Annotated in this window: 29 protein-coding genes; 14 read left to right on the top strand and 15 right to left on the bottom strand. The window is 45.8% G+C overall.

Features of this window, described 5'->3' with window-relative positions; translation table 11 throughout:
• Positions 1-62: 62 nt before the first annotated feature.
• The 6 genes from malK to nupQ all read left to right on the top strand — a co-directional run bounded on the left by malK (position 63) and on the right by nupQ (position 7,513).
• The gene (malK, locus tag C5I45_RS04765) at positions 63-1,664 is read left to right on the top strand and encodes a malate sensor histidine kinase MalK (protein WP_015387789.1); all 1,602 of its coding nucleotides are present in this window, start codon (positions 63-65) and stop codon (positions 1,662-1,664) included.
• Positions 1,657-2,364 carry a response regulator gene (locus C5I45_RS04760; protein WP_003152077.1) on the top strand — a complete coding sequence of 236 codons (708 nt, stop codon included), beginning with the start codon at positions 1,657-1,659 and terminating at the stop codon, positions 2,362-2,364. Before malK ends, C5I45_RS04760 begins: the two co-directional genes overlap by 8 nt.
• Before the next feature lie 402 nt (positions 2,365-2,766).
• Positions 2,767-3,840, top strand: coding sequence for a BMP family lipoprotein (locus C5I45_RS04755; RefSeq protein ID WP_107994253.1), 1,074 nt, complete (start codon positions 2,767-2,769; stop codon positions 3,838-3,840).
• A 141-nt stretch (positions 3,841-3,981) separates the two neighbouring features.
• Positions 3,982-5,514, top strand: coding sequence for an ABC transporter ATP-binding protein (locus C5I45_RS04750; protein WP_107994252.1), 1,533 nt, complete (start codon positions 3,982-3,984; stop codon positions 5,512-5,514).
• Positions 5,507-6,553: an ABC transporter permease gene (locus tag C5I45_RS04745; RefSeq protein WP_046560008.1), complete on the top strand. Its 1,047-nt coding sequence runs from the start codon at positions 5,507-5,509 to the stop codon at positions 6,551-6,553. Before C5I45_RS04750 ends, C5I45_RS04745 begins: the two co-directional genes overlap by 8 nt.
• The gene (nupQ, locus tag C5I45_RS04740; protein WP_003152071.1) at positions 6,554-7,513 is read left to right on the top strand and encodes a guanosine ABC transporter permease NupQ; all 960 of its coding nucleotides are present in this window, start codon (positions 6,554-6,556) and stop codon (positions 7,511-7,513) included. It abuts the gene before it with no gap.
• Positions 7,514-7,557: 44 nt separating this feature from the next.
• Here the strand turns inward: nupQ and C5I45_RS04735 are convergent, their stop codons facing one another.
• Entirely contained in the window at positions 7,558-7,776 is a 219-nt protein-coding gene (locus tag C5I45_RS04735) for a hypothetical protein (RefSeq protein WP_003152069.1), read from the bottom strand.
• Between the two features lie 242 nt (positions 7,777-8,018).
• Here C5I45_RS04735 and C5I45_RS04730 point away from each other — a divergent pair, with 242 nt between their 5' ends.
• From C5I45_RS04730 to mnhG, 7 genes are read left to right on the top strand one after another with little or no spacing between them, the layout of a single operon-like run.
• Positions 8,019-10,421, top strand: a complete 2,403-nt coding sequence (locus C5I45_RS04730) for a Na+/H+ antiporter subunit A (protein WP_024085739.1) — start codon at positions 8,019-8,021, stop codon at positions 10,419-10,421.
• Entirely contained in the window at positions 10,418-10,849 is a 432-nt protein-coding gene (locus tag C5I45_RS04725) for a Na(+)/H(+) antiporter subunit B (protein ID WP_003152066.1), read from the top strand. Before C5I45_RS04730 ends, C5I45_RS04725 begins: the two co-directional genes overlap by 4 nt.
• The gene (locus C5I45_RS04720; protein ID WP_003152063.1) at positions 10,849-11,190 is read left to right on the top strand and encodes a Na(+)/H(+) antiporter subunit C; all 342 of its coding nucleotides are present in this window, start codon (positions 10,849-10,851) and stop codon (positions 11,188-11,190) included. Before C5I45_RS04725 ends, C5I45_RS04720 begins: the two co-directional genes overlap by 1 nt.
• Positions 11,183-12,664 (top strand): Na+/H+ antiporter subunit D, encoded by a 1,482-nt coding sequence (locus C5I45_RS04715; RefSeq protein WP_014305717.1) that lies wholly within the window; start codon positions 11,183-11,185, stop codon positions 12,662-12,664. Before C5I45_RS04720 ends, C5I45_RS04715 begins: the two co-directional genes overlap by 8 nt.
• A gap of 5 nt (positions 12,665-12,669) precedes the next feature.
• Positions 12,670-13,146, top strand: coding sequence for a Na+/H+ antiporter subunit E (locus C5I45_RS04710; RefSeq protein ID WP_003152059.1), 477 nt, complete (start codon positions 12,670-12,672; stop codon positions 13,144-13,146).
• A complete protein-coding gene (locus C5I45_RS04705) occupies positions 13,146-13,430 on the top strand; it encodes a Na(+)/H(+) antiporter subunit F1 (protein WP_003152057.1) in 285 nt (94 codons plus the stop codon). The genes C5I45_RS04710 and C5I45_RS04705 overlap by 1 nt, the downstream gene beginning before the upstream one ends.
• The gene (mnhG, locus tag C5I45_RS04700; protein ID WP_003152056.1) at positions 13,414-13,788 is read left to right on the top strand and encodes a monovalent cation/H(+) antiporter subunit G; all 375 of its coding nucleotides are present in this window, start codon (positions 13,414-13,416) and stop codon (positions 13,786-13,788) included. Before C5I45_RS04705 ends, mnhG begins: the two co-directional genes overlap by 17 nt.
• 39 nt (positions 13,789-13,827) lie before the next feature.
• Here the strand turns inward: mnhG and C5I45_RS04695 are convergent, their stop codons facing one another.
• From C5I45_RS04695 to degQ, 6 genes are all read right to left on the bottom strand, one after another.
• Entirely contained in the window at positions 13,828-14,211 is a 384-nt protein-coding gene (locus C5I45_RS04695; RefSeq protein ID WP_003152054.1) for a hotdog fold thioesterase, read from the bottom strand.
• A 21-nt stretch (positions 14,212-14,232) separates the two neighbouring features.
• Positions 14,233-14,877, bottom strand: coding sequence for a two-component system response regulator ComA (locus C5I45_RS04690; RefSeq protein ID WP_003152052.1), 645 nt, complete (start codon positions 14,875-14,877; stop codon positions 14,233-14,235).
• An 80-nt stretch (positions 14,878-14,957) separates the two neighbouring features.
• Positions 14,958-17,258: a sensor histidine kinase gene (locus C5I45_RS04685; protein WP_107994251.1), complete on the bottom strand. Its 2,301-nt coding sequence runs from the start codon at positions 17,256-17,258 to the stop codon at positions 14,958-14,960.
• Between the two features lie 13 nt (positions 17,259-17,271).
• Complete coding sequence (comX, locus tag C5I45_RS04680; protein ID WP_012118314.1) at positions 17,272-17,445, bottom strand: competence pheromone ComX; 174 nt, start codon at positions 17,443-17,445, stop codon at positions 17,272-17,274.
• Entirely contained in the window at positions 17,414-18,274 is an 861-nt protein-coding gene (locus tag C5I45_RS04675; protein ID WP_159073777.1) for a polyprenyl synthetase family protein, read from the bottom strand. Before C5I45_RS04675 ends, comX begins: the two co-directional genes overlap by 32 nt.
• A 207-nt stretch (positions 18,275-18,481) precedes the next feature.
• Positions 18,482-18,622, bottom strand: a complete 141-nt coding sequence (degQ, locus tag C5I45_RS04670; protein ID WP_003152043.1) for a degradation enzyme regulation protein DegQ — start codon at positions 18,620-18,622, stop codon at positions 18,482-18,484.
• A 465-nt stretch (positions 18,623-19,087) separates the two neighbouring features.
• Here degQ and C5I45_RS04665 point away from each other — a divergent pair, with 465 nt between their 5' ends.
• Positions 19,088-19,429 (top strand): YuzC family spore coat inner layer protein, encoded by a 342-nt coding sequence (locus C5I45_RS04665; protein WP_014305721.1) that lies wholly within the window; start codon positions 19,088-19,090, stop codon positions 19,427-19,429.
• Between the two features lie 6 nt (positions 19,430-19,435).
• Here the strand turns inward: C5I45_RS04665 and C5I45_RS04660 are convergent, their stop codons facing one another.
• The 8 genes from C5I45_RS04660 to C5I45_RS04625 form a co-directional block, all read right to left on the bottom strand.
• A complete protein-coding gene (locus tag C5I45_RS04660; RefSeq protein ID WP_003152038.1) occupies positions 19,436-20,656 on the bottom strand; it encodes an EAL and HDOD domain-containing protein in 1,221 nt (406 codons plus the stop codon).
• A 129-nt stretch (positions 20,657-20,785) separates the two neighbouring features.
• Positions 20,786-22,252, bottom strand: coding sequence for a nicotinate phosphoribosyltransferase (locus tag C5I45_RS04655; protein WP_014305722.1), 1,467 nt, complete (start codon positions 22,250-22,252; stop codon positions 20,786-20,788).
• A gap of 17 nt (positions 22,253-22,269) precedes the next feature.
• A complete protein-coding gene (locus tag C5I45_RS04650; protein WP_003152033.1) occupies positions 22,270-22,821 on the bottom strand; it encodes a cysteine hydrolase family protein in 552 nt (183 codons plus the stop codon).
• Positions 22,822-22,917: 96 nt separating this feature from the next.
• The gene (locus tag C5I45_RS04645) at positions 22,918-23,316 is read right to left on the bottom strand and encodes a YueI family protein (protein ID WP_003152031.1); all 399 of its coding nucleotides are present in this window, start codon (positions 23,314-23,316) and stop codon (positions 22,918-22,920) included.
• A 65-nt stretch (positions 23,317-23,381) separates the two neighbouring features.
• Entirely contained in the window at positions 23,382-23,630 is a 249-nt protein-coding gene (locus C5I45_RS04640) for a YueH family protein (RefSeq protein ID WP_003152028.1), read from the bottom strand.
• A gap of 72 nt (positions 23,631-23,702) precedes the next feature.
• Positions 23,703-23,924 carry a spore germination protein gene (locus tag C5I45_RS04635; protein ID WP_003152026.1) on the bottom strand — a complete coding sequence of 74 codons (222 nt, stop codon included), beginning with the start codon at positions 23,922-23,924 and terminating at the stop codon, positions 23,703-23,705.
• A 61-nt stretch (positions 23,925-23,985) separates the two neighbouring features.
• Entirely contained in the window at positions 23,986-25,092 is a 1,107-nt protein-coding gene (locus tag C5I45_RS04630) for an AI-2E family transporter (protein ID WP_014305723.1), read from the bottom strand.
• A gap of 135 nt (positions 25,093-25,227) precedes the next feature.
• Positions 25,228-25,464, bottom strand: a complete 237-nt coding sequence (locus C5I45_RS04625) for a DUF2642 domain-containing protein (RefSeq protein WP_003152023.1) — start codon at positions 25,462-25,464, stop codon at positions 25,228-25,230.
• Positions 25,465-25,536 lie beyond the last annotated feature (72 nt).

Raw genomic sequence — 25,536 nt, 5'->3', positions numbered from 1 at the left:
CACAAACCGGCTTTTTCGGAGTAAAGTAGAACGCGGGAATGATAAACGTAAGGAAGGCTGTTATGAAAAAAACATTAAAATTGCAAACCCGGTTAACGATATTCGTCTGTATTGTCGTCCTTATCGCACTTTGTATCACCTTTTTCACGATCAGCGTCCAGACCGCGGACCGCGTGAAAGAAGAAGAACGGACAACCGCGCTGCGAACCGCAAAGCTGGTCGCGGAAACACCGAGTGTCGCGCAGGCATTGCAAACAAGAAAAGGGCTGAAAGAGCTCCGAAATTATACACTGGATGTCCAGCATACGACAGGAACCGAATTTGTCGTGGTGATGGATATGAACAGCATCCGCCTCACCCACCCCGACGCAAATAAAATCGGGAAGAAATTCACCGGCGGAGACGAACAGCCGGCGTTGCACGGCCATATCAAAACGAGCACATCAGCGGGAACTCTCGGAAAATCCATGAGAGCCTTCGTACCGATCTATGGAAAAGATAAAAAACAAGTGGGCGTCGTTTCGGTCGGAATTTCGCTTAACAAAATACAGGATGTCGTCAGCCACAGTTTGAGACCGCTTTATTTCATTATCTGCGTAAGTATTTTTGTCGGCGTCATCGGAGCCGTCATTGTCGCCCGCACCGTCAAAAACATTATGTACGGTCTTGAGCCTTATGAAATCGCCACCCTCCTGGAAGAGCGGAGCGCCATGCTCGAATCAACGAAGGAAGGCATCCTGGCGGTTGACGCGCGGGGAAAAATTAAGCTTGCCAATGCAGAGGCGAAACGACTTTTTATTAAAATGGGTATTCCGACTAATCCGGTCGATCAAGATGTGAACGATATTCTCCCGAAAAGCCGGCTGAAACAGGTGATTGAAACGAAAAAACCGCTTCAGGACAGAGATATCCGCATTAACGGACTTGAGCTGGTCTTTAATGAAGTTCCGATTCATCTGAAAGGACAAACCGTCGGAGCGATCGCCACGTTCAGGGACAAAACGGAGGTCAAACATTTAGCAGAACAGCTGTCCGGTGTTAAAATGTATGCAAACGCATTAAGAGCCCAGTCTCACGAATTCATGAATAAGCTTCATGTCATTTTAGGGCTTGTCCAGTTAAAAGAATACGATGATCTCGGCACTTACATTAAAGACATTGCCATTCAGCAGAAGACGGAAACAAGCGAGATTATAAGTGATGTCAAAAGTCCGGTTCTCGCAGGGTTTCTTCTGGGAAAACAAAGCTACATACGCGAGCAGGGCGCTGATCTGGACATTCAGCTCGGCAGCCTGATTCCGAATGCGGCGGATCCGGCCGTCATCCATGAGCTCATTACGATTATCGGAAACCTGTTAAACAACGCGCTCGACGCGGTGGCGCAGATGCCGAAAAAAAACATTACGTGCTCGATGCGGTTTCAGGATCGCCAGCTTGACATAGAGATTACGGACACGGGAGCCGGAATGTCTGCGGCAGACCAAGCCCGTATTTTTGAACAAGGTTATTCCACGAAAGGGACAAACCGGGGGTTCGGCCTCTATTTCACCCAGCAGGCAACAGAAAATTTAAAAGGCCATATGATTGTGACAAGTGAAAAGAATGAAGGAACGACTTTCAGTCTTCGCATTCCGTATGAACCGAAGGAGGAAAATGATGATTAATGTACTCATAGTTGAAGACGACCCCATGGTGGGTGAATTAAATAAGCGCTACCTCAGCCAGATTGAAGGATTTCAGCTGAAAGGGATCGCATCATCCTTTCAAAGCGCGCTGCACGTGCTGAGCGAGCATCATATCGATCTCATCCTTCTTGACATTTACATGCCGGGAAAAAACGGGCTTGAGCTTTTAACGGAAATCCGCAAGCAGAATGAATCGGTTGATGTCATCGTCATTTCGGCCGCAAGCGAGCTGGACGTCATTAAAAAAACGCTTCGGTACGGCGCCGTCGATTATTTAATCAAACCATTTGAATTTGACCGCTTTCAAACCGCTCTTTCCGACTACAGACGCAAGCAGAAAGTTTATCAATCACACAGAAGCATGACACAGAAAGAATTGGATGCCGAGCTTTTTCAAAAGAAAGAAGCAGCGGAAAAGGTTCACCTTCCGAAGGGATTGACAAAGAGCACGCTTAAACTCATCTGGGCGAGCATTGAGTCTTTCGGCGACGGCTCTTTTACCACGGAAGATCTCGCCAAGCATACTGAAATCTCGCAAGTCTCCATCCGGAAATACCTTAAATTTCTGGAAGACATACAAGTGCTGAATGTAGAGATGGCGTACGGCACGATCGGCAGACCCGTCTTTCAATATCATATCAACACCGGCAATGTCAGCAGCATCAAACAATATTTATAATGTCAAAAAGCGCCGTTTCGCTGTGAACGGTGCTTTTTTACTGTCATATCCCGTGACAAAAGGCTTGAGATTCCTTTTTGATATGCTATATAAGGATAATGACCCGGCTGATCCTCCTCTGTTTTAACCAGATGAGGAAGCCGATTCATAAAATTGATATTTTTTAAAAAATAAGCAAATTTCTATTTATTTATGGCGGGTAAAATGATAAATTATGATTGGTTAGCAGATCTTTTCAGATAAGTCATAAGTCCCGAACCCGGAAGAGACAGCCGCTCAAGGCGGGAAAAAGAGAGACGTCTCATCATTATTATCAGAAAGTTTTTTCGATTCTGCATCCGGCACGGGGACTCAAGTCTGAATTGAACGGCACAGCCATATTTTACAGGGGGGGTTATATCTTTGAAAAAACGCAAAATCGGAATGGCGATGGCGCTCATCGCAGCGGCCGGAACCATATTAAGCGCATGCGGTTCAAGTGACAAAGCAAACGGCTCCGGCAGCAAAAACTTTACCGTCGGCATGGTAACGGATATCGGCGGTGTTGATGACAAATCATTTAACCAGTCCGCCTGGGAAGGCATCCAGGCATTCGGAAAAGACAACGGGCTTACAAAAGGCAAAAGCGGTTTTGACTATCTTCAATCAAAATCAGATGCAGATTATACAACGAACTTAAATAAATTAGCGCGGGAACACTTTGACCTGATTTACGGCGTCGGGTATCTGATGCAGGATTCCATCAGCGAAATCGCCGATCAGCGCAAAGACACACATTTTGCGATCATTGACGCCGTTGTCAAAAAAGACAACGTGGCGAGCCTTACATTTAAGGAACAGGAAGGTTCATTCCTCATGGGAGCGGCCGCTGCGCTATCGAGCAAAACGGGAAAAGTCGGATTCGTGGGCGGAATGGAGTCCGAATTGATCAAAAAATTTGAAATCGGCTTCCGCGCGGGTGTACAAGCCGCAAATCCGAAAGCGACCGTCGAAGTGAAATATGCGGGCGGGTTTGACAAAGCCGATGTCGGCAAGGCGACGGCTGAAAGCATGTACAAATCAGGCGTTGACGTCATTTATCACGCGGCCGGCGCAACGGGAACGGGCGTCTTCACAGAAGCGAAAAATCTGAAAAAAGAAGATCCGAAGCGGAACGTATGGGTTATCGGTGTCGATAAAGACCAGTATGCGGAAGGCCAAGTCAAAGGAACAAAAGACAATGTCACTCTCACATCAATGGTCAAAAAAGTGGATACTGCCGTGGAGGACTTAACGAAAAAAGCGAGTGACGGTAAATTCCCGGGCGGCAAAACATTAACATACGGTTTGGCGCAAGATGCAGTCGGCATCTCGGATCACAAGGAGAACCTTTCTGACGATGTCATCAAAGCAACAGACGATTGGAAGAAGAAAATCGCGGACGGACTCGTGATCCCTTCAACTGAAAAAGAATTGAAATCCTTCAAGGCTGAGTAAGAACCAGGGGATAAGGAGACTTTCGTGCTTATCCCCTCTCTTTTTTGAAAAGAGCGGTGAAGGAAAAGCTGCATCTCTTGCAGCTTTTCTTTTGCCAAGCTCTTTCTCATCAAAGTATCTCTGAAAAGGAGCGACAAATCGGTGGATTATATCATTGAAATGCTTAATATACGCAAGGAATTTCCCGGAATCGTCGCCAATGATGACGTCACGCTTCAAGTGAAAAAAGGCGAAATACACGCCCTTCTCGGTGAAAACGGCGCCGGAAAATCGACACTCATGAACGTTTTATTCGGCCTGTATCAGCCGGAAAAAGGCGAGATCCGGGTGCGTGGCGAACGCGTTCACATCAACAGTCCGAACAAAGCCAACGATCTCGGCATCGGGATGGTGCACCAGCATTTTATGCTTGTGGATACCTTCACCGTCTCAGAAAATATCATTCTCGGAAAAGAGCCGAAAACTTTCGGCCGAATTGACAGACAGCGCGCCGCCCGGGACGTGCGTGATATTTCCGACCGTTACGGCCTGCACATTGATCCTGAAGCCAAAGTTGCCGATATCTCCGTCGGTATGCAGCAGCGGGCGGAAATATTAAAGACCCTCTACCGGGGCGCCGACATTCTCATTTTTGACGAGCCGACCGCGGTGCTGACTCCGCACGAAATTCAAGAACTGATTCAGATTATGAAAAATCTTGTCAATGAAGGAAAATCAATTATCCTCATCACCCACAAATTAAAAGAGATTATGGAAGTCTGCGACCGTGTCACCATCATCCGGAAAGGAAAAGGCATTACAACACTTGATGTCGCACATACGGATCAAGATGAACTGGCAAGCCTTATGGTCGGACGCGAAGTGTCATTCAAGACGGATAAACAGCCGGCTGAACCGAAACAAGAAGTGCTTTCGCTTTCTGATGTAACGGTGAAAGACGCGCGCGGCGTTGAGGCGGTCAAACAGCTCTCCCTCTCTGTCAGAGCCGGTGAAATCGTCGGCATTGCGGGCGTTGACGGAAACGGCCAGTCTGAATTAATTGAAGCCATTACAGGTCTCAGAAAAACAAATGCCGGCACGATCATGTTAAACGGCAAACAGCTGCAAAATATGCCGCCCAGGAAAGTCACTGAATCCGGAATCGGGCATATTCCGCAGGACAGACATAAACACGGGCTCGTCCTTGATTTTCCGATCGGAGAAAATATCGTGCTGCAAAGTTATTACCAAAAGCCCTACTCTTCTTTCGGCATATTAAATAAACACACGATTTATGACAAAGCGCGAAGCCTGATTGAAGAATACGATGTCAGAACACCTGATGAATATACGCCTGCGCGCGCTCTCTCCGGGGGGAATCAGCAAAAGGCCATTATCGGCCGGGAAGTGGACAGAAATCCGGATCTTTTAATTGCGGCCCAGCCGACGCGGGGACTCGATGTCGGCGCGATTGAATTCGTCCATAAAAAGCTCATTGAGCAGCGTGATGCCGGTAAAGCGGTGCTTCTGTTATCTTTTGAACTTGATGAAATAATGAATCTCAGCGATCGCATCGCCGTCATCTTTGAAGGCAGCATCATCGCAAACGTCAATCCGCTTGAAACAAACGAGCAGGAGCTCGGACTTTTAATGGCGGGAAGCAAGCAAATGGAGGTGGGGAAAACACATGATTAATCGACTTTCTCATCTGGCTGTGCCGCTGATTGCGATCATCCTTGGATTAGCTGCGGGTGCGGTCATCATGCTCGCCAGCGGCTACAATGTCGTAAGCGGGTATTCGGCTCTTTGGAGCGGCATTTTCGGTGAAGTGTATTACATCGGGGAATCGATCCGGCAGATTACGCCATATATTCTGTCCGGATTGGCCGTGGCATTCGCATTTCGGACCGGCCTGTTTAATATCGGGGTTGAAGGACAGCTCCTTGTCGGCTGGACCGCCGCGGTGTGGGTCGGCGTTTCCTTTGACGCCCCCGCTTACATCCACCTTCCGCTTTCGTTATTGGCGGCTGCGGCTGCGGGCGGCATTTGGGGCCTGATTCCCGGATTTTTAAAAGCCCGTTTTTTTGTCCACGAAGTGATTGTCACGATCATGATGAATTATATCGCTCTTCATTTAACCAATTATCTCATTTCCGATGTCATGACGGACCACCGGGACAAAACAGACAAAATTCATGAAAGCGCGTCGCTCCGCTCGCCGTTTTTAGAGCAGCTGACAGATTACTCCCGCCTTCATTGGGGCATTCTGATCGCTCTGTTTGCGGCAGTCCTCATGTGGTTTATCATTCATAAAACAAAAAGCGGATTTGAATTCCGGGCTGTCGGCTTTAACCAGCACGCCGCACAATACGCCGGAATGAGCGTCAGAAAAAATATGATGTACGCCATGATGATTTCCGGGGCCTTCGCAGGGCTTGCCGGCGCGATGGAAGGACTCGGAACCTTTCAATATGCGGCGGTTAAGGGCGCCTTTACCGGCGTCGGCTTCGACGGCATTGCGGTTGCGCTTCTCGGCGGCAGCACGGCAATCGGCGTTGTTCTGGCGGCATGTCTTCTCGGCGGCCTTAAAGTCGGGGCATTAAATATGCCGATTGAATCCGGGGTGCCTTCTGAAGTCGTTGACATCGTCATCGCCATTATTATTTTGTTTGTGGCATCAAGCTACGCCATCCGTCTCATCCTTGATAAATTGAAGAAAAAGGGGGCGAAGTAAGTGGACTTCCTGCAGATTTTATCCATTATTGTTCCGGCAACACTCGTATATGCGGCTCCGCTTATTTTAACCGCTCTCGGCGGCGTGTTTTCTGAAAGATCGGGGGTTGTCAACATCGGTCTTGAAGGACTGATGATTATCGGCGCCTTTACAAGCGTCATGTTCAACTTATTTTTCGGACGCGAGCTTGGCGCCGCCGCTCCGTGGCTCGCTCTGGCTGCGGCTATGATTGCCGGCGGACTGTTCTCACTGATCCACGCGGCTGCCGCGGTTTCTTTCCGCGCCGATCAGACGGTAACCGGTGTGGCGATCAATATGCTCGCGTTAGGAGCGACACTGTTTATCGTCAAACTGATTTACGGAAAGGCGCAGACTGATAAAATCCCGGAGCCCTTTTACAAAACGAACATTCCCGGGTTAAGCGACATTCCGGTTTTAGGAAAGATTTTCTTTTCAGACGTATATTATACGTCGATTTTAGCCATCGTCCTGGCCTTTGTTTCCTGGTTTATTTTATTCAAAACGCCGTTCGGCCTTCGCATCCGTTCTGTCGGGGAACATCCGATGGCGGCCGATACGATGGGAATCAACGTGTTCGGCATGCGCTATATCGGCGTCATGATCAGCGGGCTGTTCGGCGGGCTCGGCGGCGGTGTGTATGCTTCCACGATCGCGCTTGATTTCACGCACTCCACCATTTCCGGACAAGGCTTTATCGCTCTCGCCGCGCTGGTTTTCGGCAAATGGCATCCGATCGGCGCGCTCGGGGCTGCGCTGTTCTTCGGGTTTGCGCAGAGTTTGAGCATTATCGGCTCGCTTTTGCCCCTGTTCAAAGACATTCCGAATGTATACATGCTGATGGCTCCTTACATTCTGACCATTCTCGCGCTTGCCGGCTTCATCGGCCGCGCGGATGCGCCTAAAGCCAACGGCATCCCTTATATTAAAGGAAAACGCTGATTGCCACACAAAAAGAGTTCCGCACCCTGGTGCCGGAACTCTTTTCATCTATATACGATTCTGATATACTCACGCGGCTGAAACGGCGTTTGCATTGATTCAGCCGCACTCAGCTTGTCTTCTGCGTATTCCGCACCGAGAAAAAAATGCTCCCAATCATCTGCTTCCGTCTGCTGCCGCGTTTTGCAGAAATCATCAACTATGAATGTTCCTGCAATAATAGAACAAAATATTCCAATACAGGCCGCCGCCTTTCTCTTCATCTGACCAGCTCCTTTTGTAAAGCTTGATCTGAAAAAGAAATGTATATACAAAGATCCGGATATTTGATAAATTTATTTTGGGTTCAAAAGACCACAAAAACACAAAGAGGAATACATTATGCCGTAGCAGGGTAAAAAAAAGTGCGATATAATTTGTACTGGGTCCTATGACCGTGAATTGATTGATTCATTCTTACATAAAGCAGTTGCTTGATGAAAAAACAAGCAAAGGAGGTCTTCTGTTGCAGCTGTTACATTTCGCGATTTTGGCGCCTTTTTTATTTGCATTTATCGTTCCCTTTCTTTATAAACGGGTAAAACAAGTCCATACAGGCTGGTTTGTGCTGATAGTGCCCGTTGTGCTGTTTGTTTACTTTATCAGCAAGCTCCCTGTCACAATGGCTGGAGAAACCGTCCGGTATGCGGCCGAATGGATTCCGTCCCTCGGTATTAACTATACCGTTTATATTGACGGACTCGGGCTGTTATTCGCTTTATTGATTACGGGCATCGGCTCTTTGGTGACGCTTTACAGTATTTTTTACTTATCGAAGGACAAAGAAAAGCTCGGCCCTTTTTATGTGTACCTGCTGATGTTTATGGGCGCGATGCTCGGCGTTGTGCTCGTCGATAACGTCATCGTGCTTTATATGTTCTGGGAGCTGACAAGCCTGTCATCCTTCTTATTAATTGGGTATTGGCATAAGCGGAAGAAATCACGCTACGGGGCGGAAAAATCACTGCTGATTACCGTCGGCGGCGGGCTGTGCATGCTCGGCGGCTTTATCCTGCTGTATCTGATGACGGATTCTTTCAGTATCAGGGAAATGGTCAACCAGGTGCATATTATCGCAGGCCACCCGTTCTTTATTCCGGCGATGGTTCTCCTGTTATTGGGGGCCTTTACAAAATCAGCGCAGTTTCCGTTTTATATCTGGCTTCCTGATGCCATGGAGGCGCCGACTCCTGTCAGCGCCTATCTGCACTCGGCTACAATGGTGAAAGCGGGTATTTATCTGATTGCCAGATTCAGTCCGGTTTTTGCTTTTTCACCCGTCTGGTTTTGGACGGTTGCCTCAGTCGGTCTGATCACGATGGTATGGGCTTCCTTTAATGCGATTAAACAAACCGATTTAAAAGCGATTCTGGCATTTTCCACAGTCAGCCAGCTCGGTATGATTGTATCGATGCTCGGCGCAGGAGCCGCCGCGCTTCATTATGAGCATTCAGAGTATTTTACGGCGGCTGTCACCGCGGCTGTGTTTCACTTAATTAACCATGCTACTTTTAAAGGAAGTTTATTTATGGCGGCCGGCATTATCGACCATGAAACGGGAACGCGGGATATCCGCAGGCTCGGCGGCCTGATGGCGCTCATGCCGGTAACGTTCACCGTTTCACTGATCGGAACGTTTTCCATGGCCGGTCTCCCTCCGTTTAACGGCTTTTTAAGTAAAGAAATGTTCTTTACAAGTATGCTGCGGATTGCTCATGCAGATATTTTCAGCCTGGATACGTGGGGCGTGCTGTTCCCCGTTCTCGCATGGATCGGGAGCGTCTTCACTTTCATCTACAGCATGAAGCTGTTTTTCAGAACGTTCAGCGGCGCGCGCAAAACGGATCAGCTTGAAAAGACGCCGCATGAAGCTCCGCTCGGCATGCTGATTTCGCCGGTGATTCTTGCCGCTTGCGCCGTCAGTCTGTTTTTTGCCCCGAACGTTTTGTCTTACAGCCTGATTGAACCGGCGATGAACTCCATTTATCCCGCTCTGTTAACCGGCGGAGATACATTCCATGTCCATATTTCCCAGTGGCACGGGGTGACGGCTGAGGTAATGATGACCCTCGGCATCATCATTGTCGGCACGATCGGTTACGTAACGCTGTCTAAATGGGAGCGTCTGTACGGTCTGTTTCCGAAAAAACTGACGCTGAACAAGCTTTACGATGCGGTGACGGGCAGTATGGAAAAAAGATCTTACCAGCTGACGTCATCTTATATGACCGGATTTTTGCGGGATTATCTGCTGTATATCTTTGCGTCGTTTATCATTCTCATCGGAGCGGCGTTCGTCATGAAAGGCGGCTTTTCCATGACAGCGAAAGGAATGGCTGAGATCGGCCTGTATGAAATCGTGCTGTCCCTCGTTATGGTGAGCGCAACGATTGCGACTGTGTTCGCCAAATCACGGCTGACGGCCATTATCTCACTCGGTGTTGTCGGGTACACACTCGCGCTGTTTTTCGTGATTTTCAGAGCGCCCGATCTGGCGCTCACGCAGCTCGTCATTGAGACGATATCCGTCGCCTTGTTTCTTCTTTGTTTTTACCATCTGCCGAAAATGCGGCGGAAAAAGAAGACAAGAACATTCCGGATGACGAATTTTATCATTTCTCTCGGTGTCGGCGTCATCGTGACAATGCTCGGAATCGCGTCTTCCAGCGAAAAAACAAAAGACAGCATCTCCTCCTTTTTCACCGCTTACAGCCATAAGCTCGGGGGAGGAAACAATATCGTCAACGTCATCCTCGTTGATTTCAGGGGATTTGACACGATGTTTGAAATTACGGTGCTGTCGATTGCCGCACTCGGGATTTACGGCATGATCAGAACAAAAGTAACAGAGGAGGGAGAAAAGCGTTGAGACAGCCAAAAACAAACGACATCATCCTTCAGACGGCAACGAAGCTTGTATCTTTTATCATTCTGCTTTTCTCTTTCTATTTATTTTTATCGGGGCATAACGCCCCCGGCGGAGGATTTGTCGGCGGACTGATTACGTCTTCGGCCATCGTGCTGCTGCTTTTGGCCTTTGATTTAAAAACCGTCAAATCGATTTTGCCCGTCAATTTTATTTATGTGGCGGGCGCGGGTCTGCTTATCGCGATTGCAACGGGTGCAGGTTCGTTCTTATTCGGAGCGCCCTTTCTCACCCATACATTCGGCCATTTTCATCTCCCGGTGCTCGGGAATACGGAGCTTGCGACGGCCACTTTGTTTGATTTAGGTGTGTATCTCGTTGTTGTCGGCGTGACGATGACCATTATTCAAACGATTGGAGAGGAAGAATAGTGGAAATCTTAATGTCTGTCATTGCCGGTATTTTGTTTATGGCGGCAACCTACCTGCTGCTTTCTAAAAGTCTGCTGCGCGTGATTATCGGCACCGCGCTTTTGAGCCACGGCGTCCATTTGCTGCTCCTGACCATGGGCGGACTGAAAAAAGGCGCTCCCCCCATACTGGGCGGAAAAAGCACGTCCTTTGTCGATCCGCTGCCGCAGGCACTCATACTGACGGCGATCGTTATTTCGTTCGGCGTCACGTCCTTCCTGCTTGTGATGGCGTTTCGCGCCTATCAGGAACTGAAAACGGACGATATGGATCGAATGAGGGGAAATGATCAACATGAATAACTTTGTGATATTGCCTATTCTGGTGCCGCTGCTTGCCGCAGTGCTGCTGATTTTTATGAACAGGCACGTGATGCTGATGCGGATATTCAGCACTGCCGCTTCCTGTGTCTCCATCGTCATCAGCGCCGCTCTCGTTCAGACGGTTTTCACACACGGGATTCAGACGCTGACACTCGGCGGCTGGAAAGCGCCGTACGGCATTGTGCTCGCCGCGGATCAGCTTGCCGCACTGCTTGTTTTGACAACCGCCATAATCGGGCTGCTCGTCACCCTGTACTCCTTCCGCTCCATCGGAGAAAAAAGGGAGCGCGCTTTCTATTATTCAGGGGTGCAGTTTCTTCTGGCCGGCGTAAGCGGAGCGTTTTTGACGGGTGACCTGTTCAACATGTACGTCTTTTTTGAGCTTCTGCTTATCGCGTCCTACATGCTGATCGTGCTTGGCGGAACGAAAATTCAATTAAGAGAATCATTGAAGTATATCGTGTTTAACATTGTGTCATCCGCGTTTTTTGTCATCGGCGTCGGTTACTTATATGCGGTGACGGGCACGCTGAATATGGCTGATCTAAGCGTAAAAATAAGCGAATCGGGCCAGACCGGGCTGATAACCGTGATCAGCGTCCTTCTTCTCGTCGTTTTCGGTTTAAAGGGCGGGATATTCCCGCTGTATTTCTGGATGCCGGGCTCTTATTACGCCCCGCCGGCTGCAATTTCGGCTTTATTCGGGTCTCTTTTGACGAAAGTCGGCCTGTATGCCATTTTAAGAGTATTCACCCTGATCTTTATTCACGATACGGGCTTTACCCACCAATTGATGATGTGGCTTGCGATGCTGACGGTGCTATTCGGCGTAATCGGATCTATCGCCTTTTCGGATGTCATGAAAATCGTCATCTACAATATTATTACAGCCGTCGGCGTGATTTTGTTCGGCATTGCCATGAACACGCCGGCCTCCATTCAAGGAGCGGTTTATTACTTGATTCACGATATGCTGATTAAAGGAGCGCTGTTTATGCTTGCCGGCACGCTTATCGCATTGACAGGCACTGCCAGCCTGCATAAAATGGGCGGACTGATCACCCGTTATCCCGTTTTAGGATGGATGTTCTTTATTTCAGCCATATCTTTGGCCGGCATCCCGCCGTTCAGCGGATTTGTGGGCAAGCTGAAGATCGCGGAAGGCGGGTTCGATAAGGGGGAAACATTGTTTTCCGTATTGATTCTTGTATCAAGCCTGCTTGTGCTCTATTCGGTGCTGAAGGTTTTTACGACGGCTTTTTGGGGCGAAGAAAAAGAAATCCCCGGCGCAGGCGGACGGTCCGCAAAAGGACTTCTTTATCCGGCAGCCGCTTTTCTCCTTTTGTCGCTTCTGTTCGGGCTCGGAACCGAATGGGTTTCACCGTATGTCAATCAGACGGCTGAGAATCTGCTGAATCCGGAAAAATACATTGAAGCTGTTTTGAAGGAGTAGATGGCATGGCTTTTCAACTATTATTAAACGTTCTTCTCGCTGTTTGCTGGATGTTTCTCACAAACAGCCTCAGCACGGCGGGTTTTATAACCGGATTTATCGCAGGCTTGGCGGCGCTGTTTTTTTTCCGGCGCTTCTTCTCGCGGCCGTTTTACATTTGGAAAATATGGTCAGTCATCAGACTGGTGCTGATCTTTATAAAGGAACTATATTTGGCCAATGTCAGCGTGCTGAAAACCGTTATAGCGCCGAAACTGAACATCCGCCCGGGCATTTTCGCGTTTAAGACGGAATTGACGGAGGATTGGGAGATCACGCTGCTCTCGCTGTTAATCACTTTAACACCGGGTACGCTCGTGATGGATATCTCCGATGACCGGTCGATTCTCTATATACACGCCATGGATATTGAAGATGCGGAGAAAGCGATCCACGACATCCGCGTCTCTTTTGAGAAAGCCATTCAGGAGGTGAGCCGCTGATGTTTACGTTTATTCTGCAATTATCACTCGGCATTATGGCGGTTTCGACTCTTCTGTACGTCATTCGCGTCATGAAAGGGCCAACGATACCGGACCGGGTCGTCGCGCTTGATGGGATCGGCATTAATCTGATTGCCATGACCGCGCTTGTATCCATTCTCTTAAACACATCGGCCTTTTTGGACATCATTCTGCTGCTCGGCATTTTATCGTTTATCGGCACGATTGCCTTTGCTAAGTTTTTGGAGAAAGGAGAGATTATCGAAAATGATCGAAATCGTTAAATGGGCCGTCGCCGTTTGTATTCTGATGGGATCGCTGATCTGCCTGGTCGCGTCTTTCGGCACACTCAGGCTTCCTGATGTGTATACGCGCGCCCACGCCTCTTCAAAAGGCTCGACACTCGGCGTTAATTTGGTATTGCTCGGGGTGTTAGGCTACTTGTGGATGCTGACCGGAGAAATTTCTGTAAAAATACTGCTCGGCATCATTTTTATCCTGCTGACGGCGCCGGTCGGAGCGCACCTCATATGCAGGGCCGCGTACAATTCGGGAGCGGCGCTTGATAAAAGAAGCGTTCAGGATGATTACAAAGGGATCAGAAACTTTGTGATCAAACGAAAAGAAGATTCATATTTGTAAAAACAAACAGCCGGACGATTCAGGGTTCCGGCTGTTTGTTTATTTTGTTATAACAGCCAGCGTACAGCGGGAAACACAGATCAGCCTTTCTCGTTCATCGAAAATGTTAATCCCGTACACAATGGTTGCCCTGCCTGTGTGAACGGGTTCCGCTATCGCCGTGACCGTTCCGCCCTCTTTCACGGACTTTAAATGATTGGCATTAATCTCAAGCCCGACACACGCCTGTTTCGACCGGTCGATAAAATGCTGGGCCCCGACACTTGCAGCAGTCTCCGCCAGCGCTGCTGACGCGCCCCCATGCAGATATCCGAAAGGCTGCACCGTCCTCTTATCCACCGGCATCACCGCCACGCATCTCTCCGGCGTGTTTTCAGTGATTTCAATACCGAGTGCGCCGAGCAATGTATTGTTCAGATTCATAGGTCATTCTCCCTTCAAGATTTATAGTACGTTATCTGACTTGGCGATCAGCACCGCTTCAGTTCGGGAGCCGACATTCAGCTTATTAAAAATGGATGTCAGGCTGTATTCAATCGACCGCTTGCTTAAGTGAAGCGCATCTGCGATTTCCTGATTGGTCAAACCTTTTTCGACCTCTTGGAGAATATGGCGCTCTCTCGGGGTTAACCGATCCTGCTCACTTTGAGGGGAAGAAGACGTTTTTGTTTTTTGCTGGGTCATCAGCTGTTTGAAATAGGAGAAATCAACTAAAATCTGTCCGTTGAGCACGTGATATATGTATTGCATGATTTTCTCTTTAGATTCGGTTTTGCTGATGGCGCCATGCAGGCCCGCGCGGATGGATTCTTCAAAATAATCTTCAACCTCATAGCCTGTGTAGACAATGATTTTACAGAGAGGATTCTCTTTTAAGATTTTCTTGGAAAGCTCGATGCCGCTGATGTCATCACCCAGATTTAAATCCATTAATATGAGATCGTAAGCTGAAAAATCATGCCGGAGAACGAATTGTTCACTGGCATCAGGACTGAGGCAATCGACAGAAAGATTCGTGTCCGTTTCCAGAATCGTCTTGGTGCCCTCCATGACAGCCGGATGATCATCAATCACTAGTATCTTTTTCATGGTTTCCTCCCTTTTACTCACTCATTTCCATTTTATTAAAAAGACTTGGCTTCTGCCAAGTCGATTTGGTGATAAAATGGTTACAATTCCATTTCAATATCCGCTTTAAAACCGTTTCCTTCACTTGTGTCGATTTTCATCCGTCCGTCAAGCGCACGGACGCGCTCCTTAATACCCGAAAGACCCATGCTCATCGACTGTCCGCCGCCTTCTTCCTGATTGCAGCCGACACCGTCGTCTTCATAATGCAGAATCACTTTATTTTGAATGCTGATCAGCATAATCAGCACCTCATTCGCCTGTGAATGCTTCATGGCGTTCGAAAGAAATTCCTGAATAATGCGGTACAAATTCAGCTGCGTATCCAAATCCAGCGCCGCCGTAAACCGGCCCGTATTCAGACGGATATGAAACGGCGCACGCTCCTGCTGCTGCGCGGCAAGCTTGGATACCGCCTTGACCAGACCCAAATCATACAGTAGCTGAGGCCGAAGCTCATGGCACGTCTCCCGGGTCATCAAAATGACATCCGACATCTGCTCATTCATCTGATGAAGCTTGTCCTGCACCTCTAACTGGCAAGGCTCCTCTTTCTTAAAATCGGCCAGAAACAGCTCACACTGGCGCTTCAAAGAAATCAAATCCTGCAGCACTGAATCATGCAGATCACGGGCCAAATCCGAACGCTGCTTTTCCTCGATCGTAAACATCAGCTTTTTGAGCCAGACCGGGTTTGTCTCCTGTTTCTTTAAATCTTCGAGGTGATTCATAAGTTCTTCGATTTTAAGCACATTCTCCATCGTAATACTGGTGTAGAATGATAAGGTTTTTAACCAAGAAATCTCATCCCAGGTTAGTTTCGGAGTATTCATAAATGATAAACACAGTACAATGTATGATTTACTGCCCCGTTCCCCTATTTTCATTAAAAACCCTTTATCCACCTGAACTATTTTGCCAATTTCGCTTGTCGTTTCAGCTAATTGATGAGAATACGGCTCCCATAATTTTTTCTCATTATCATTAAAAAAACACCTTATATTTAAGTCTCCTTCTACTTCTAAAACACATACTTTACTAATCATCAAAACTTCAAGTAGAGTAGATTCAAGTTCAGTGAATACTTGTTTTAATGATGAAGCTCCTTTAATTATTTGAGTAAACTTGAATATGCTATCCTGATAATTATGTTTTTCAGAAAAACGCTTTAAACGGAAACGAAAATCTAAGATCTCTTTTGAATAAAACACAGCCAACATAATAATATATGTCAGCAAAGTTAGTTTAAACGTATAAAACTCTGAGTTTGGATCTTGTACAAGATCATAAATTGTAATAATAAGTAAAGTAGGAGTGACAGCTAAAAGACTATAATATTTCAACCGCCCAATAATAAAATCAATTTCATAGATTTTATTAGTCATAAATTGATAAACTAAAGAAAAAGGAATTAATAAAAGAAAAGGCGCAACTAAAAAAGAAGAAACATAATAGTCATTAAAAATGATGTAGGGTGCCACATACAAGAATACAAATGGTGAGAAAGCAAAAATATTAATTAAAAGAAAAGTCTTAAGAATATTTGCTTGCTCTGTTTTTTTGTACTTTATTAAACCTATGGTAATGAAAAATAAAGCTATTAAATAAAGGAGAGATATTGATACTAAATTAACTTTCCCCACTACTCCTCTTTCAAAGCAATGCCTAAAAAACTCTAGTATTATATTAATAACAGGGACTGTATATAAAGCAACAAAAACTTTCCCGTTAAAAATCTTGTATCCAAATTCTTTGATATATTGATAAATAAACAAGAGATAATTTACCGGTACGGATATTAAAGTTATGACATTTACGTATCGGCTTATTATATCTCCTTTTGATGAACCTCCCGCACTCACATATGCTATACCTGTAGTGAGTAAAAAGATGATCAATATAAAAGCTGAAACTGAATCTTGCTCCTTATTAATTTTTAAAATAAGGATAATACAACTAAGGCATACAAAGAAAAAAATAACAGGTATTAAATAAACAAATAAGTTGTCTTCACTTAATAAACTTAAATTTTTGAGATCAACTATTTCACCAGATCTTTCAACTGTCATAGATCTAACGTTTTTCAATGTATTTTGTTTTAAATCTTTTGGTTCAACGCTCTTATTCTGATTAATTTTTATTACAATGTCACCTTTTTTAACACCAGCATAATAAGCAATTGTGTAATCTGATACTTTGGTAATCTCTATTTGATTCTTGTTATTAACATTTGCGGTGGCTCCTACAAACAAATTATTTACATTTATATAAGTTAAATAGAAAATATAAGACAAGCTGAGTAAAATCAATAAAATGGAATACGTATTTTTAGATAACTTCATATTTACCCCTGTTTCATGACGGTTTCCAATATATCTCGTCTTTTGAACTCATTGAGATTAATTGATCAAATCCAAGCAATACCCCTTTCACCTCTTCTTTATCTAAACCTATAATACTGACTTCTTCTCTTCTCAATTTTTGAACAATTTCGGGATTACGAACTAAATAATTTACTATTTCCTGCATCTTTATCCACCTTCTCATTTTCGCAAATTTTTTTAATTAAATAGTTTTTGTTCTCTAAAGTCAAATTTAAATTTTCGAGTCCATTTTTCACTTTCAAATTATATACATTAATCATAACTGACATATAATGGATAACGCCAGATTCTAAGAGAAGCCGTTTTAACTCTGATTGTTGAAAGTTGTTGTTTAACAATTCTGTGGACACTGTGTTGAATTTTTTCTCTAAGAACTGAATTGCCAAATTTGTCTTTTTGAAAAAGGTTTCCGTATTATTCATATACATTATTTCAAATAAATCATTTTTTAATTGAGCTGCAACCCCTATATAGAAAGCATACTGCTCCACATCTGATTGATAACGTTTAGTTGCAAGTACAGCACCCAGCATACTTGGTAAAGCTGTCAAAGCCCCTGACTTTTTCTTAATCATTTCAATGCATTGATTTTCAGTTAAAGTATTATCAACCAAATCAATGTGTTGCCCTTCCATAGCTTGAACTGTATACTTTAGAGCTGTCTTGAGTAATAACCCGTCCGGATCTCGAGATGATATAACTTGGAGAGCTATTGTATAAATTAAGGTTGCAATATTTAAAGATACAGCCTGATCCATTTTCATCCACTCTGCATTTGGACGATCCTTATCTTGTATGTCATCAAAAATATCAGCCGCTAAGATAAGCAGTTCAATCCCTGTTCCTAAATCTAGTATTTCTTCAAAATCATTCCCTCCAAAAGCTAAATAATGATCTAAAGCTAACTCAGCAAATGGAAAGTTGTTTTTTGTATCAGCAAAATTCAAAACATGTTTACTTACTTCTTTATTCACATCATTTTTTTTGAGAATATGGTTTATTGTGTCCTTTACATCTTCTGCTTCTAGAGTTAATTTCTTAGCTATATGAATCCCTCACTTTATTTTACTAAACCCTTTTGTTCAAATACAGCATGTTTATTGTTTTTTAACAATCATATAATACTTTATCCATTAATTGTATAACAAATGCACAAAAAAAAGACTTGTTTCCAAGTCTTTTTAAGAAATTTTCATTGCATATGAGAATTTATCGAGCTGATCAATGCTTTTGTTAATGTTTCGTAATGAGTCGGTTGTTTCTCTGATATCATTTTCAAGTCGGAATAATAATTGCTTTACTTCTTCTAATTTGTTTTCCACCGTTTCCACACTCCTTTTTTTGAAAGATCAATGAATTGTGTATGGTGAACGAGTCCTAGGTATTTGATCTGTTACTAATAGTGTAAACGTTTTTGCGGGATTTTTCACCGAAAAGTATGTGTAAAAGTATCTGCGTGACACCGCAAACTATGGTAATTCCATAGTCCCGAACAGGGCATTTAGCGAACGGGACTATATAACTACCACAAAGGCAGACGTTTAGGATAAAGCAGACCAATCTGGCGGTTCTGCTGTTTTTTCAACGGTTTTCCGACAAACCGGCAGGGACTATAGTCCCTGCCGTCACAATTTCAAAACAGAATGGGCGAACAGCGTCGCATAACCACCGACAAACACCGAAAAGACCGCAACCCCCGCATTGTGGTCTTTTTGCATGTCATAACTCATTATCACGCCGCCTATACTCATGTATAACGAATGTTTTCTCAGGAAGGAGGCCGCCGTATGCATTATGTGTATCCATGCTGCCCTGTTTTCGCCGCGCCATACCGGCATCCAGCGCCCAGTGCCCCGGTTCACGCAGATATTTTGACAGCGTCCGCAAAAGAAGCTGCGGGCATGCTGGAGGATGCGCGCCTGCTCCTTGCGCGGCTGTCGGCGTCAAAAGAGCTTGCGCGCAGCATCCTCACCGCAGCGCAATCATCTGACACCGCAGCGGTCAAGCGGCTCATTAAGCAGACCGGCATCAAAAATGACTTTGACGTGACGTATAATCCCGACGGCATCCGTGTCAGTCTGATCAGAGAGCAAAGCCGGTTTATCATCGCCCTCAGATGGTCGGCTTAAAGCGGCTCAATCGATCAGCTGCCGGCACCATTCGATCGCCTGTAAGTAACATTCATACGCTTCTTCTTTGTTCAGTTCTTTTCCCCACTCGTCACAGTCCCAGTTGTTGCATTCAATGGCTTTGACGAGCGCGAGCATCTTATAATAATCGTTTTCATAACCGAGCAGCGCCTGTCCGACTTCATCGATTAAAGGCAGTTCTTTGATGATATCCTCCAGTTCCCTGTGGAGAAGCGTATCGATGAGCGAAAACATGCCGATCAGCATGTAAGAAGAGGGCTGGGGCCTTCCGGTTCTTTTCGCCAGCAGTTCGCACAGTTTGGCCCTGATTAAGGAAATCTTAATGATTTCTTTTTGGCTTGAGTGGCTTTTCGCCGTTAAATCTCTGAATGAAAGAATGTAAATCAAGCGCTTAATCTCATTCAGCCCGAGCATCATGATGGCCTGCTGGATGCTGTCTATCTTTTTTTTCAGCCTTGTTTGCGATCCGTTTAAAAAACGCAGAATCTGATACGATAAGCTGACGTCACGCTCTATGTATTCCGTCACGCGCTGTATATTTGGCTGGTCATTGTTTAATTCGCTTAAAAGCTGGTAGTAAGAATGAAAATGAAACGTCAGATCATTTCCGCTGATGACACGCGGTTCACTGAAAAAATATCCTTGAAACAGGTGAAAGCCGTCTATGGCCGCCTGTTTATAATCTTTTCTCGTCTCCACTTTCTCCGCTAAATAAATCAGACTTTTACAGCTGTACGTCTGAATGATTTTTTTGCGCTCCAGACGCGAGGATTGCAAAAAGTCGATTTTTAAAATATCAATATATTTCATCAGCTGTTCCACTAACTCTTCATTTTCCGGATTGATGGCGTAAAAATCATCAAGTGCTAATGTATATCCTAATTTCTTCAGCTGTCTGCATCTTGAGATGAGCGCCGGAGTGATCGGTATGTCCTCAAGAATTTCGATAATAAGCTGGTCAGGATCAAAGGAGGTAGGGAGATCTGAAAACATCAGGCTTTCTGTAAAATTCACAAAGCAGCGTTTCCCCTCAGTCAGCTTTTCGATTCCGATGTTGATAAAGCTGTTAATAATGAGATCCGTCGTAGCTTTATCTCCGTCCGCGGCCGAATAACGGTTCTCTTCGCTCTCCCGGTAAAGAAGTTCATAAGCAACAACCTGTTCGTTTCTGTTGAAGATAGGCTGTCTCGCAACAAACACCTTCATTCATTTACCCCCTTAGATGCGGCCTTCGAACATAAGTATATCAAATAACTTGACGAAATTTGTCTAAATGTGAAAAATATTATCACAACAAAAAAGCCTTTCCAGAGATAGGAAAGGCCGCTTTGTTTTCTATTCAAGTTCCCGTTTCAGCTTGCTTTTGATTTCATGAATCCGCTGCATCTTGTTGCTCCAGCAGTCTTCGCTTAAATCGACCGGATATTCTTCCGGCTTGCTGATCCGTTTGTATTCCTCCCACAGAAGTTTGAGGTTATCCTGCACGTATTGCTGGATGTCGGTAATTTCGGGATTATCATAGCATAAAACGCCGTTTTCAAAGATCGGCTCATGCAAGTCTTTCGCATAGAAGTCAGTGACGAATTTGCTGACGAACGTGTGGACGGGATGGAACATTTTTAAGCGTTTCTGATCATTTACCCGCTCGTCATAAAGCGCGATATAATCACCTTCCGAGTGGTGATTCAGCTTGTTGATAATCCGGTATACTCTCTTTCTTCCCGGCGTTGTCACTTTTTCAGGGTTTGACGAAATTTTAATGGTGTCGGTCAGTTTGCCGTCCTCTTCAATGGCGACAAGCTTATAAACCGCGCCGAGAGCCGGCTGATCGTATGCGGTAATCAGCTTCGTGCCGATGCCCCACGTATCGATTTTCGCTCCTTGGGATTTCAGATTTAATATCGTGTGCTCATCAAGATCGCTTGAAGCAATGACCTTTGCGTCTGTGAAACCCGCTTCATCAAGCATTTCACGCGCTTTTTTTGACAGGTACGCCAAGTCCCCGCTGTCCAGGCGGATGCCGATGAAGTTGATCCGGTCGCCGAATTCCTTTGCGACTTTAATCGCATTCGGCATGCCTGAACGGATCGTATCGTACGTATCTACGAGAAATACGCAGTCTTTGTGGGTCTCCGCATATTTCTTAAATGCCGTATATTCATCGCGGTACGCTTGTACGAGCGCATGAGCGTGCGTGCCGGATACCGGTATATTAAAACGCTTTCCGGCTCTTACATTACTCGTCGCGCTGAAGCCGCCGATCAAAGCCGCTCTCGCTCCCCACATGGCCGCATCCATTTCATGGGCGCGCCGCGTTCCGAATTCGAGGGCGTCTTCGTCACCGACAACGCCTTTAATGCGGGCCGCTTTCGTGGCGATTAATGTTTGGTAATTCACAATGTTAAGCAGAGCCGTCTCAATCAGCTGCGCTTCAATCAGGGGCGCTTCGACCCGCATAATCGGTTCGTTGTTAAAAACGAGCTCGCCTTCTTTCATGCTGTAAAGAGATCCGGTAAAAGAAAGATCCCGTAAATAATCAATGAAATCATCAGCATAGTGCAATTCCGTTTTTAAATAATTCAGATCGCTGTCGGTAAATTTGAAGTTCTCCAAGTATTCGATTGCTTTTTCTAAGCCCGCAAATACCGCATAGCCGTTTTCAAAGGGAAGCTTTCTGAAAAAAAGCTCAAAAATCGCTTTTTTCTCATGAATGCCGTCTCTCCAGTACGTTTCGGCCATATTAATTTGATAAAGATCTGTATGTAAAGACAAACTGTCGTCTTTAAAACCATGCTCCACCAAAATTGTTTTCCCCTTCCTTACTCTGCCACTTGCGCTCCGATGCTGTTCTTAAAATGGGACAGGGCCCATTCATGCCCTTCCGGATTAAAGCTGGCCACAGCGTTTTGATGAATGACGATCTGAAAGCCCTTGTTGTAGGCGTCAACCGCCGTGTGAAGAACGCAGATGTCGGTGCACAGGCCCGCAAGATGCAGCTCAGTGATCTGCCGTTCCCGCAGTTTCAGCTCTAAATCCGTTCCCGCAAAAGCAGAATATCTCGTTTTTTCCATATAATTTACGTTTTTTGCGTGTTTATGTTTCTCATAAAGAGGCGATAGCCTTCCGTACAGCTCTTTGCCCTCCGTGCCGTTAATATTATGCGGAGGAAACAGGCGTGTCTCGGGATGAAAGTCATCGTCTGCATCATGCGAATCTACCGCAAAGACAACGTAATCACCGTTTTCTATAAATGCTTGCGTCAAACTGACAATCGTATCTTCAATCTGTCTCGCGGGTTCTCCGCAGGTTAATGCCCCGTTCTCAGCTGCAAAATCATTCGTATAATCAATGCATATAAATGCTTTTTTCATAGCCGGCCTCCCCGCCATTCATATGAAAACCATTATATCCTATCTCCACTTGTAAGTGAATTGGCATTGTAAAATGACAAACGGTGTTTTGCCCTTTTAAGATTTCAGGAGTGAGCGCTGAAAAATGTCATCCTGCACGTAAATGCCGTCAAGGTTCACGGCATAATCGGCGGCAAAAACCAGGCCGAGCGGCGTTTCGAATTGAAGGTCCGAGATGACGGAGCTTCGGACACCGGCAAGTGCGGCAAGCTTCATATATGGTGAATAAGCATGATACGGGAGCCTTCCGTTTATATAGAGCACCGCGTCTTTTCGGCTTTTCAGCGCCTGTTTCACTTCTTCATACGGCTGCTTTTGCAGCACCTGTCCCTTCGTCAGGGCAATGATGACTCTTTCACGCAGCGAGCCTAAAAATAAATGGCGTTCATCCGGTTTCGTCTGCAAAGGGCCGTACATCCCCTGCTGTAAATAAAGGTCAACCGTTTTGTCGCTCATCGGCCTGTCCCTCCCAGCTTGTTTTACAATTATCGCCCCGGACGGGACGCGGTAAACCGTTTTCGTTACATTTCAGCCACCCAATGGGAGATCTTGCCGGCGAGCTCTCCGGCGGGTTCTTCTTCAATCAGCTTGCTGAATGATTGTAAAAGCCGCTGCGCCAGCGCCTTTTTCTCTTCCTCATAGGAAATGATCGTGCTCCACTCAAGTTCCGGAACGGCTACAAGGGTATGCTGTTCTTTTTTATTTTCATGCAGATATACATCACCGATCATTCCGGACTGCACGGTAATATTCGCTTTTCTGATTTTCATAAAACATTCCCCTTTTATAAAGACTGATTCTATTATACTACAAAAAAGCGACAGCCTCCTAAAAGGAGGCTGTCACGCGTTAAACCAATCAGGTTCGTCAAACACATCAATGTCTTCAAAGCGCGTTTTGCTGAATTTATTAGTAATTTTGACAAAATCTCCGGAATGAAACGCCCCTGCCCCCGCGCCTGAGTGGTCAACGGCTTTGGGAGAAATGGCAAACACGTCACCGAAGCTCGCCGCAGCGTCTCCGGCTAAACTCATAATATAAATCGGTCCCACAATTGCAGGCATACCCACACCTCCGCTTTTCTTTACAGCATTTTATGCGCTGCACCGGGAGTTGTGCCCGTTTTTATTTCGGCTTGCGGCTGTCTTCGAGCTTTGACCGCTGACGAAGTTTGATAAGCCGGACGATATTTAAGACGAAAGCTTTTAAAACCGCGTAAACCGGCACGGCCAGGATCATTGCGAGAATGCCGCCGAAACTGCCCGCTCCGATAAGCAGAAGAATAATGGTGAGCGGGTGGGTATTCAGCCGTTTTCCAATCACAAGCGGAGAAAGCAGGTTCCCGTCAAGCTGCTGGACGACAACGACAACAATAACGGCAAACAGCGCCTTAGCCGGCGAATCCATAAACGCGATAATCACCGCGGGCGCCGCCCCGAGAAACGGCCCCAGGTACGGAATGATATTGGTGACGGCGATCACCATCCCGAGAATTAACGCATACGGCAGGCCGATGATCCAATATCCGATAAAACATGCCGTTCCGACAAAGAGACAAATCAGCAGCTGGCCTTGGAAATAGGCGGCCAATGTGACATATAAGTCGTTAAATATTTTCCGACCTTCCGCCCGGTAGGAAGAAGGCAGAATTTTGACCGCCAAGAGCGGAAACCGCCGGCCGTCCTTCAGCATATAAAACAAAATGAACGGAACGGTGATCACGACAAGCGTGATATTCGTAACGACGCCGAACACGGCCGACAGGCTTGCCGTAATATTTTGCGGAAGGCTTTGTAAAAATCCCGTCAGAGACTGCTGGATTTTTTCTATCGACACATAATCCTGCGTCATCATCCACGTAAACCATTTGGAATGGGATAATTGCGCCGTCAAGACTTGAATCTGATGAATGTAATCAGGGAAATTGTTAATCAGCCCCGTGACCTGGGAAGCCACAATCGGCCCGATGGCAGTGAACATAAAGGCAATCAGACCGATGAAAACGAGATAAATGAGCAGGATCGCCAATGTCCGGGGGATTTTTTTCTCAAGCAGGCGCACGATCGGATTAAAAATGAAAAACAAAATGCCCGAGATCAAAATCGGAAAAAACAGAGTGGTGATAAAACCGAAAAACGGCTGAAATATAAACGAGACTTTCGTTGATACGTAAATAATGAGCAAAACGAGCAAAATTTGCAGCGTCCAAAAATGGACCTTTGATTTCAACAAGCGGTTTCCTCCTATTGTCGTGTGAACTTGTACTGTGATTGTACCAAAAAAAGCCGCCGTGCATCTATGTATCTCAAAAAAGAAGACGCACCGGGGTTCTATAGTGCCGCCTCCGGTTTGCGCCTTTTCGGGCTGTTACACGCGTTCGGTATAATCAGGCATGACGGAAACCACATGGCGGTTTCTGATATAAAATACACGGTCATGCGTCTCTTCAATGGCGATGTGATCCGGAGTGGCATCAATCAGCCGTCCTCTGACAATGCGTCTGACGGTTTGAATGATAAACCTTGAGCCGATAAGCTTATGGATGGTCTGATAAACGTAAGGATCCACTAACGAGACGATTTGCGGGCTTCCTTGATGGGCCATTTTCGCTGATCCCCTTTACTATGTTTTCCTTCAGCATATGCAGCGGACAAAGGCTTTGACACAGTACGTCTA

Origin of the sequence: Bacillus sp. ZY-1-1, from assembly GCF_003047165.1 — a bacterium.
GTDB lineage: Bacteria > Bacillota > Bacilli > Bacillales > Bacillaceae > Bacillus > Bacillus velezensis.
The sequence above is the reverse complement of the archived record's forward strand: the minus strand, read 5'-3'. Positions and strand labels throughout refer to the sequence as shown.

Bases quoted from the DNA above. Each gene is read 5' to 3' on its own strand.
- malK (WP_015387789.1), top strand. From the start codon at position 63: ATGAAAAAAACATTAAAATTGCAAACCCGGTTAACGATATTCGTCTGT.
- C5I45_RS04760 (WP_003152077.1), top strand. From the start codon at position 1,657: ATGATTAATGTACTCATAGTTGAAGACGACCCCATGGTGGGTGAATTA.
- C5I45_RS04745 (WP_046560008.1), top strand. From the start codon at position 5,507: ATGATTAATCGACTTTCTCATCTGGCTGTGCCGCTGATTGCGATCATC.
- C5I45_RS04735 (WP_003152069.1), bottom strand. From the start codon at position 7,776: ATGAAGAGAAAGGCGGCGGCCTGTATTGGAATATTTTGTTCTATTATT.
- C5I45_RS04715 (WP_014305717.1), top strand. From the start codon at position 11,183: ATGAATAACTTTGTGATATTGCCTATTCTGGTGCCGCTGCTTGCCGCA.
- C5I45_RS04710 (WP_003152059.1), top strand. From the start codon at position 12,670: ATGGCTTTTCAACTATTATTAAACGTTCTTCTCGCTGTTTGCTGGATG.
- C5I45_RS04705 (WP_003152057.1), top strand. From the start codon at position 13,146: ATGTTTACGTTTATTCTGCAATTATCACTCGGCATTATGGCGGTTTCG.
- mnhG (WP_003152056.1), top strand. From the start codon at position 13,414: ATGATCGAAATCGTTAAATGGGCCGTCGCCGTTTGTATTCTGATGGGA.
- C5I45_RS04695 (WP_003152054.1), bottom strand. From the start codon at position 14,211: ATGAATCTGAACAATACATTGCTCGGCGCACTCGGTATTGAAATCACT.
- C5I45_RS04690 (WP_003152052.1), bottom strand. From the start codon at position 14,877: ATGAAAAAGATACTAGTGATTGATGATCATCCGGCTGTCATGGAGGGC.
- C5I45_RS04685 (WP_107994251.1), bottom strand. From the start codon at position 17,258: ATGAAGTTATCTAAAAATACGTATTCCATTTTATTGATTTTACTCAGC.
- comX (WP_012118314.1), bottom strand. From the start codon at position 17,445: ATGCAGGAAATAGTAAATTATTTAGTTCGTAATCCCGAAATTGTTCAA.
- C5I45_RS04665 (WP_014305721.1), top strand. From the start codon at position 19,088: ATGCATTATGTGTATCCATGCTGCCCTGTTTTCGCCGCGCCATACCGG.
- C5I45_RS04660 (WP_003152038.1), bottom strand. From the start codon at position 20,656: ATGAAGGTGTTTGTTGCGAGACAGCCTATCTTCAACAGAAACGAACAG.
- C5I45_RS04650 (WP_003152033.1), bottom strand. From the start codon at position 22,821: ATGAAAAAAGCATTTATATGCATTGATTATACGAATGATTTTGCAGCT.
- C5I45_RS04645 (WP_003152031.1), bottom strand. From the start codon at position 23,316: ATGAGCGACAAAACGGTTGACCTTTATTTACAGCAGGGGATGTACGGC.
- C5I45_RS04640 (WP_003152028.1), bottom strand. From the start codon at position 23,630: ATGAAAATCAGAAAAGCGAATATTACCGTGCAGTCCGGAATGATCGGT.
- C5I45_RS04635 (WP_003152026.1), bottom strand. From the start codon at position 23,924: ATGCCTGCAATTGTGGGACCGATTTATATTATGAGTTTAGCCGGAGAC.
- C5I45_RS04625 (WP_003152023.1), bottom strand. From the start codon at position 25,464: ATGGCCCATCAAGGAAGCCCGCAAATCGTCTCGTTAGTGGATCCTTAC.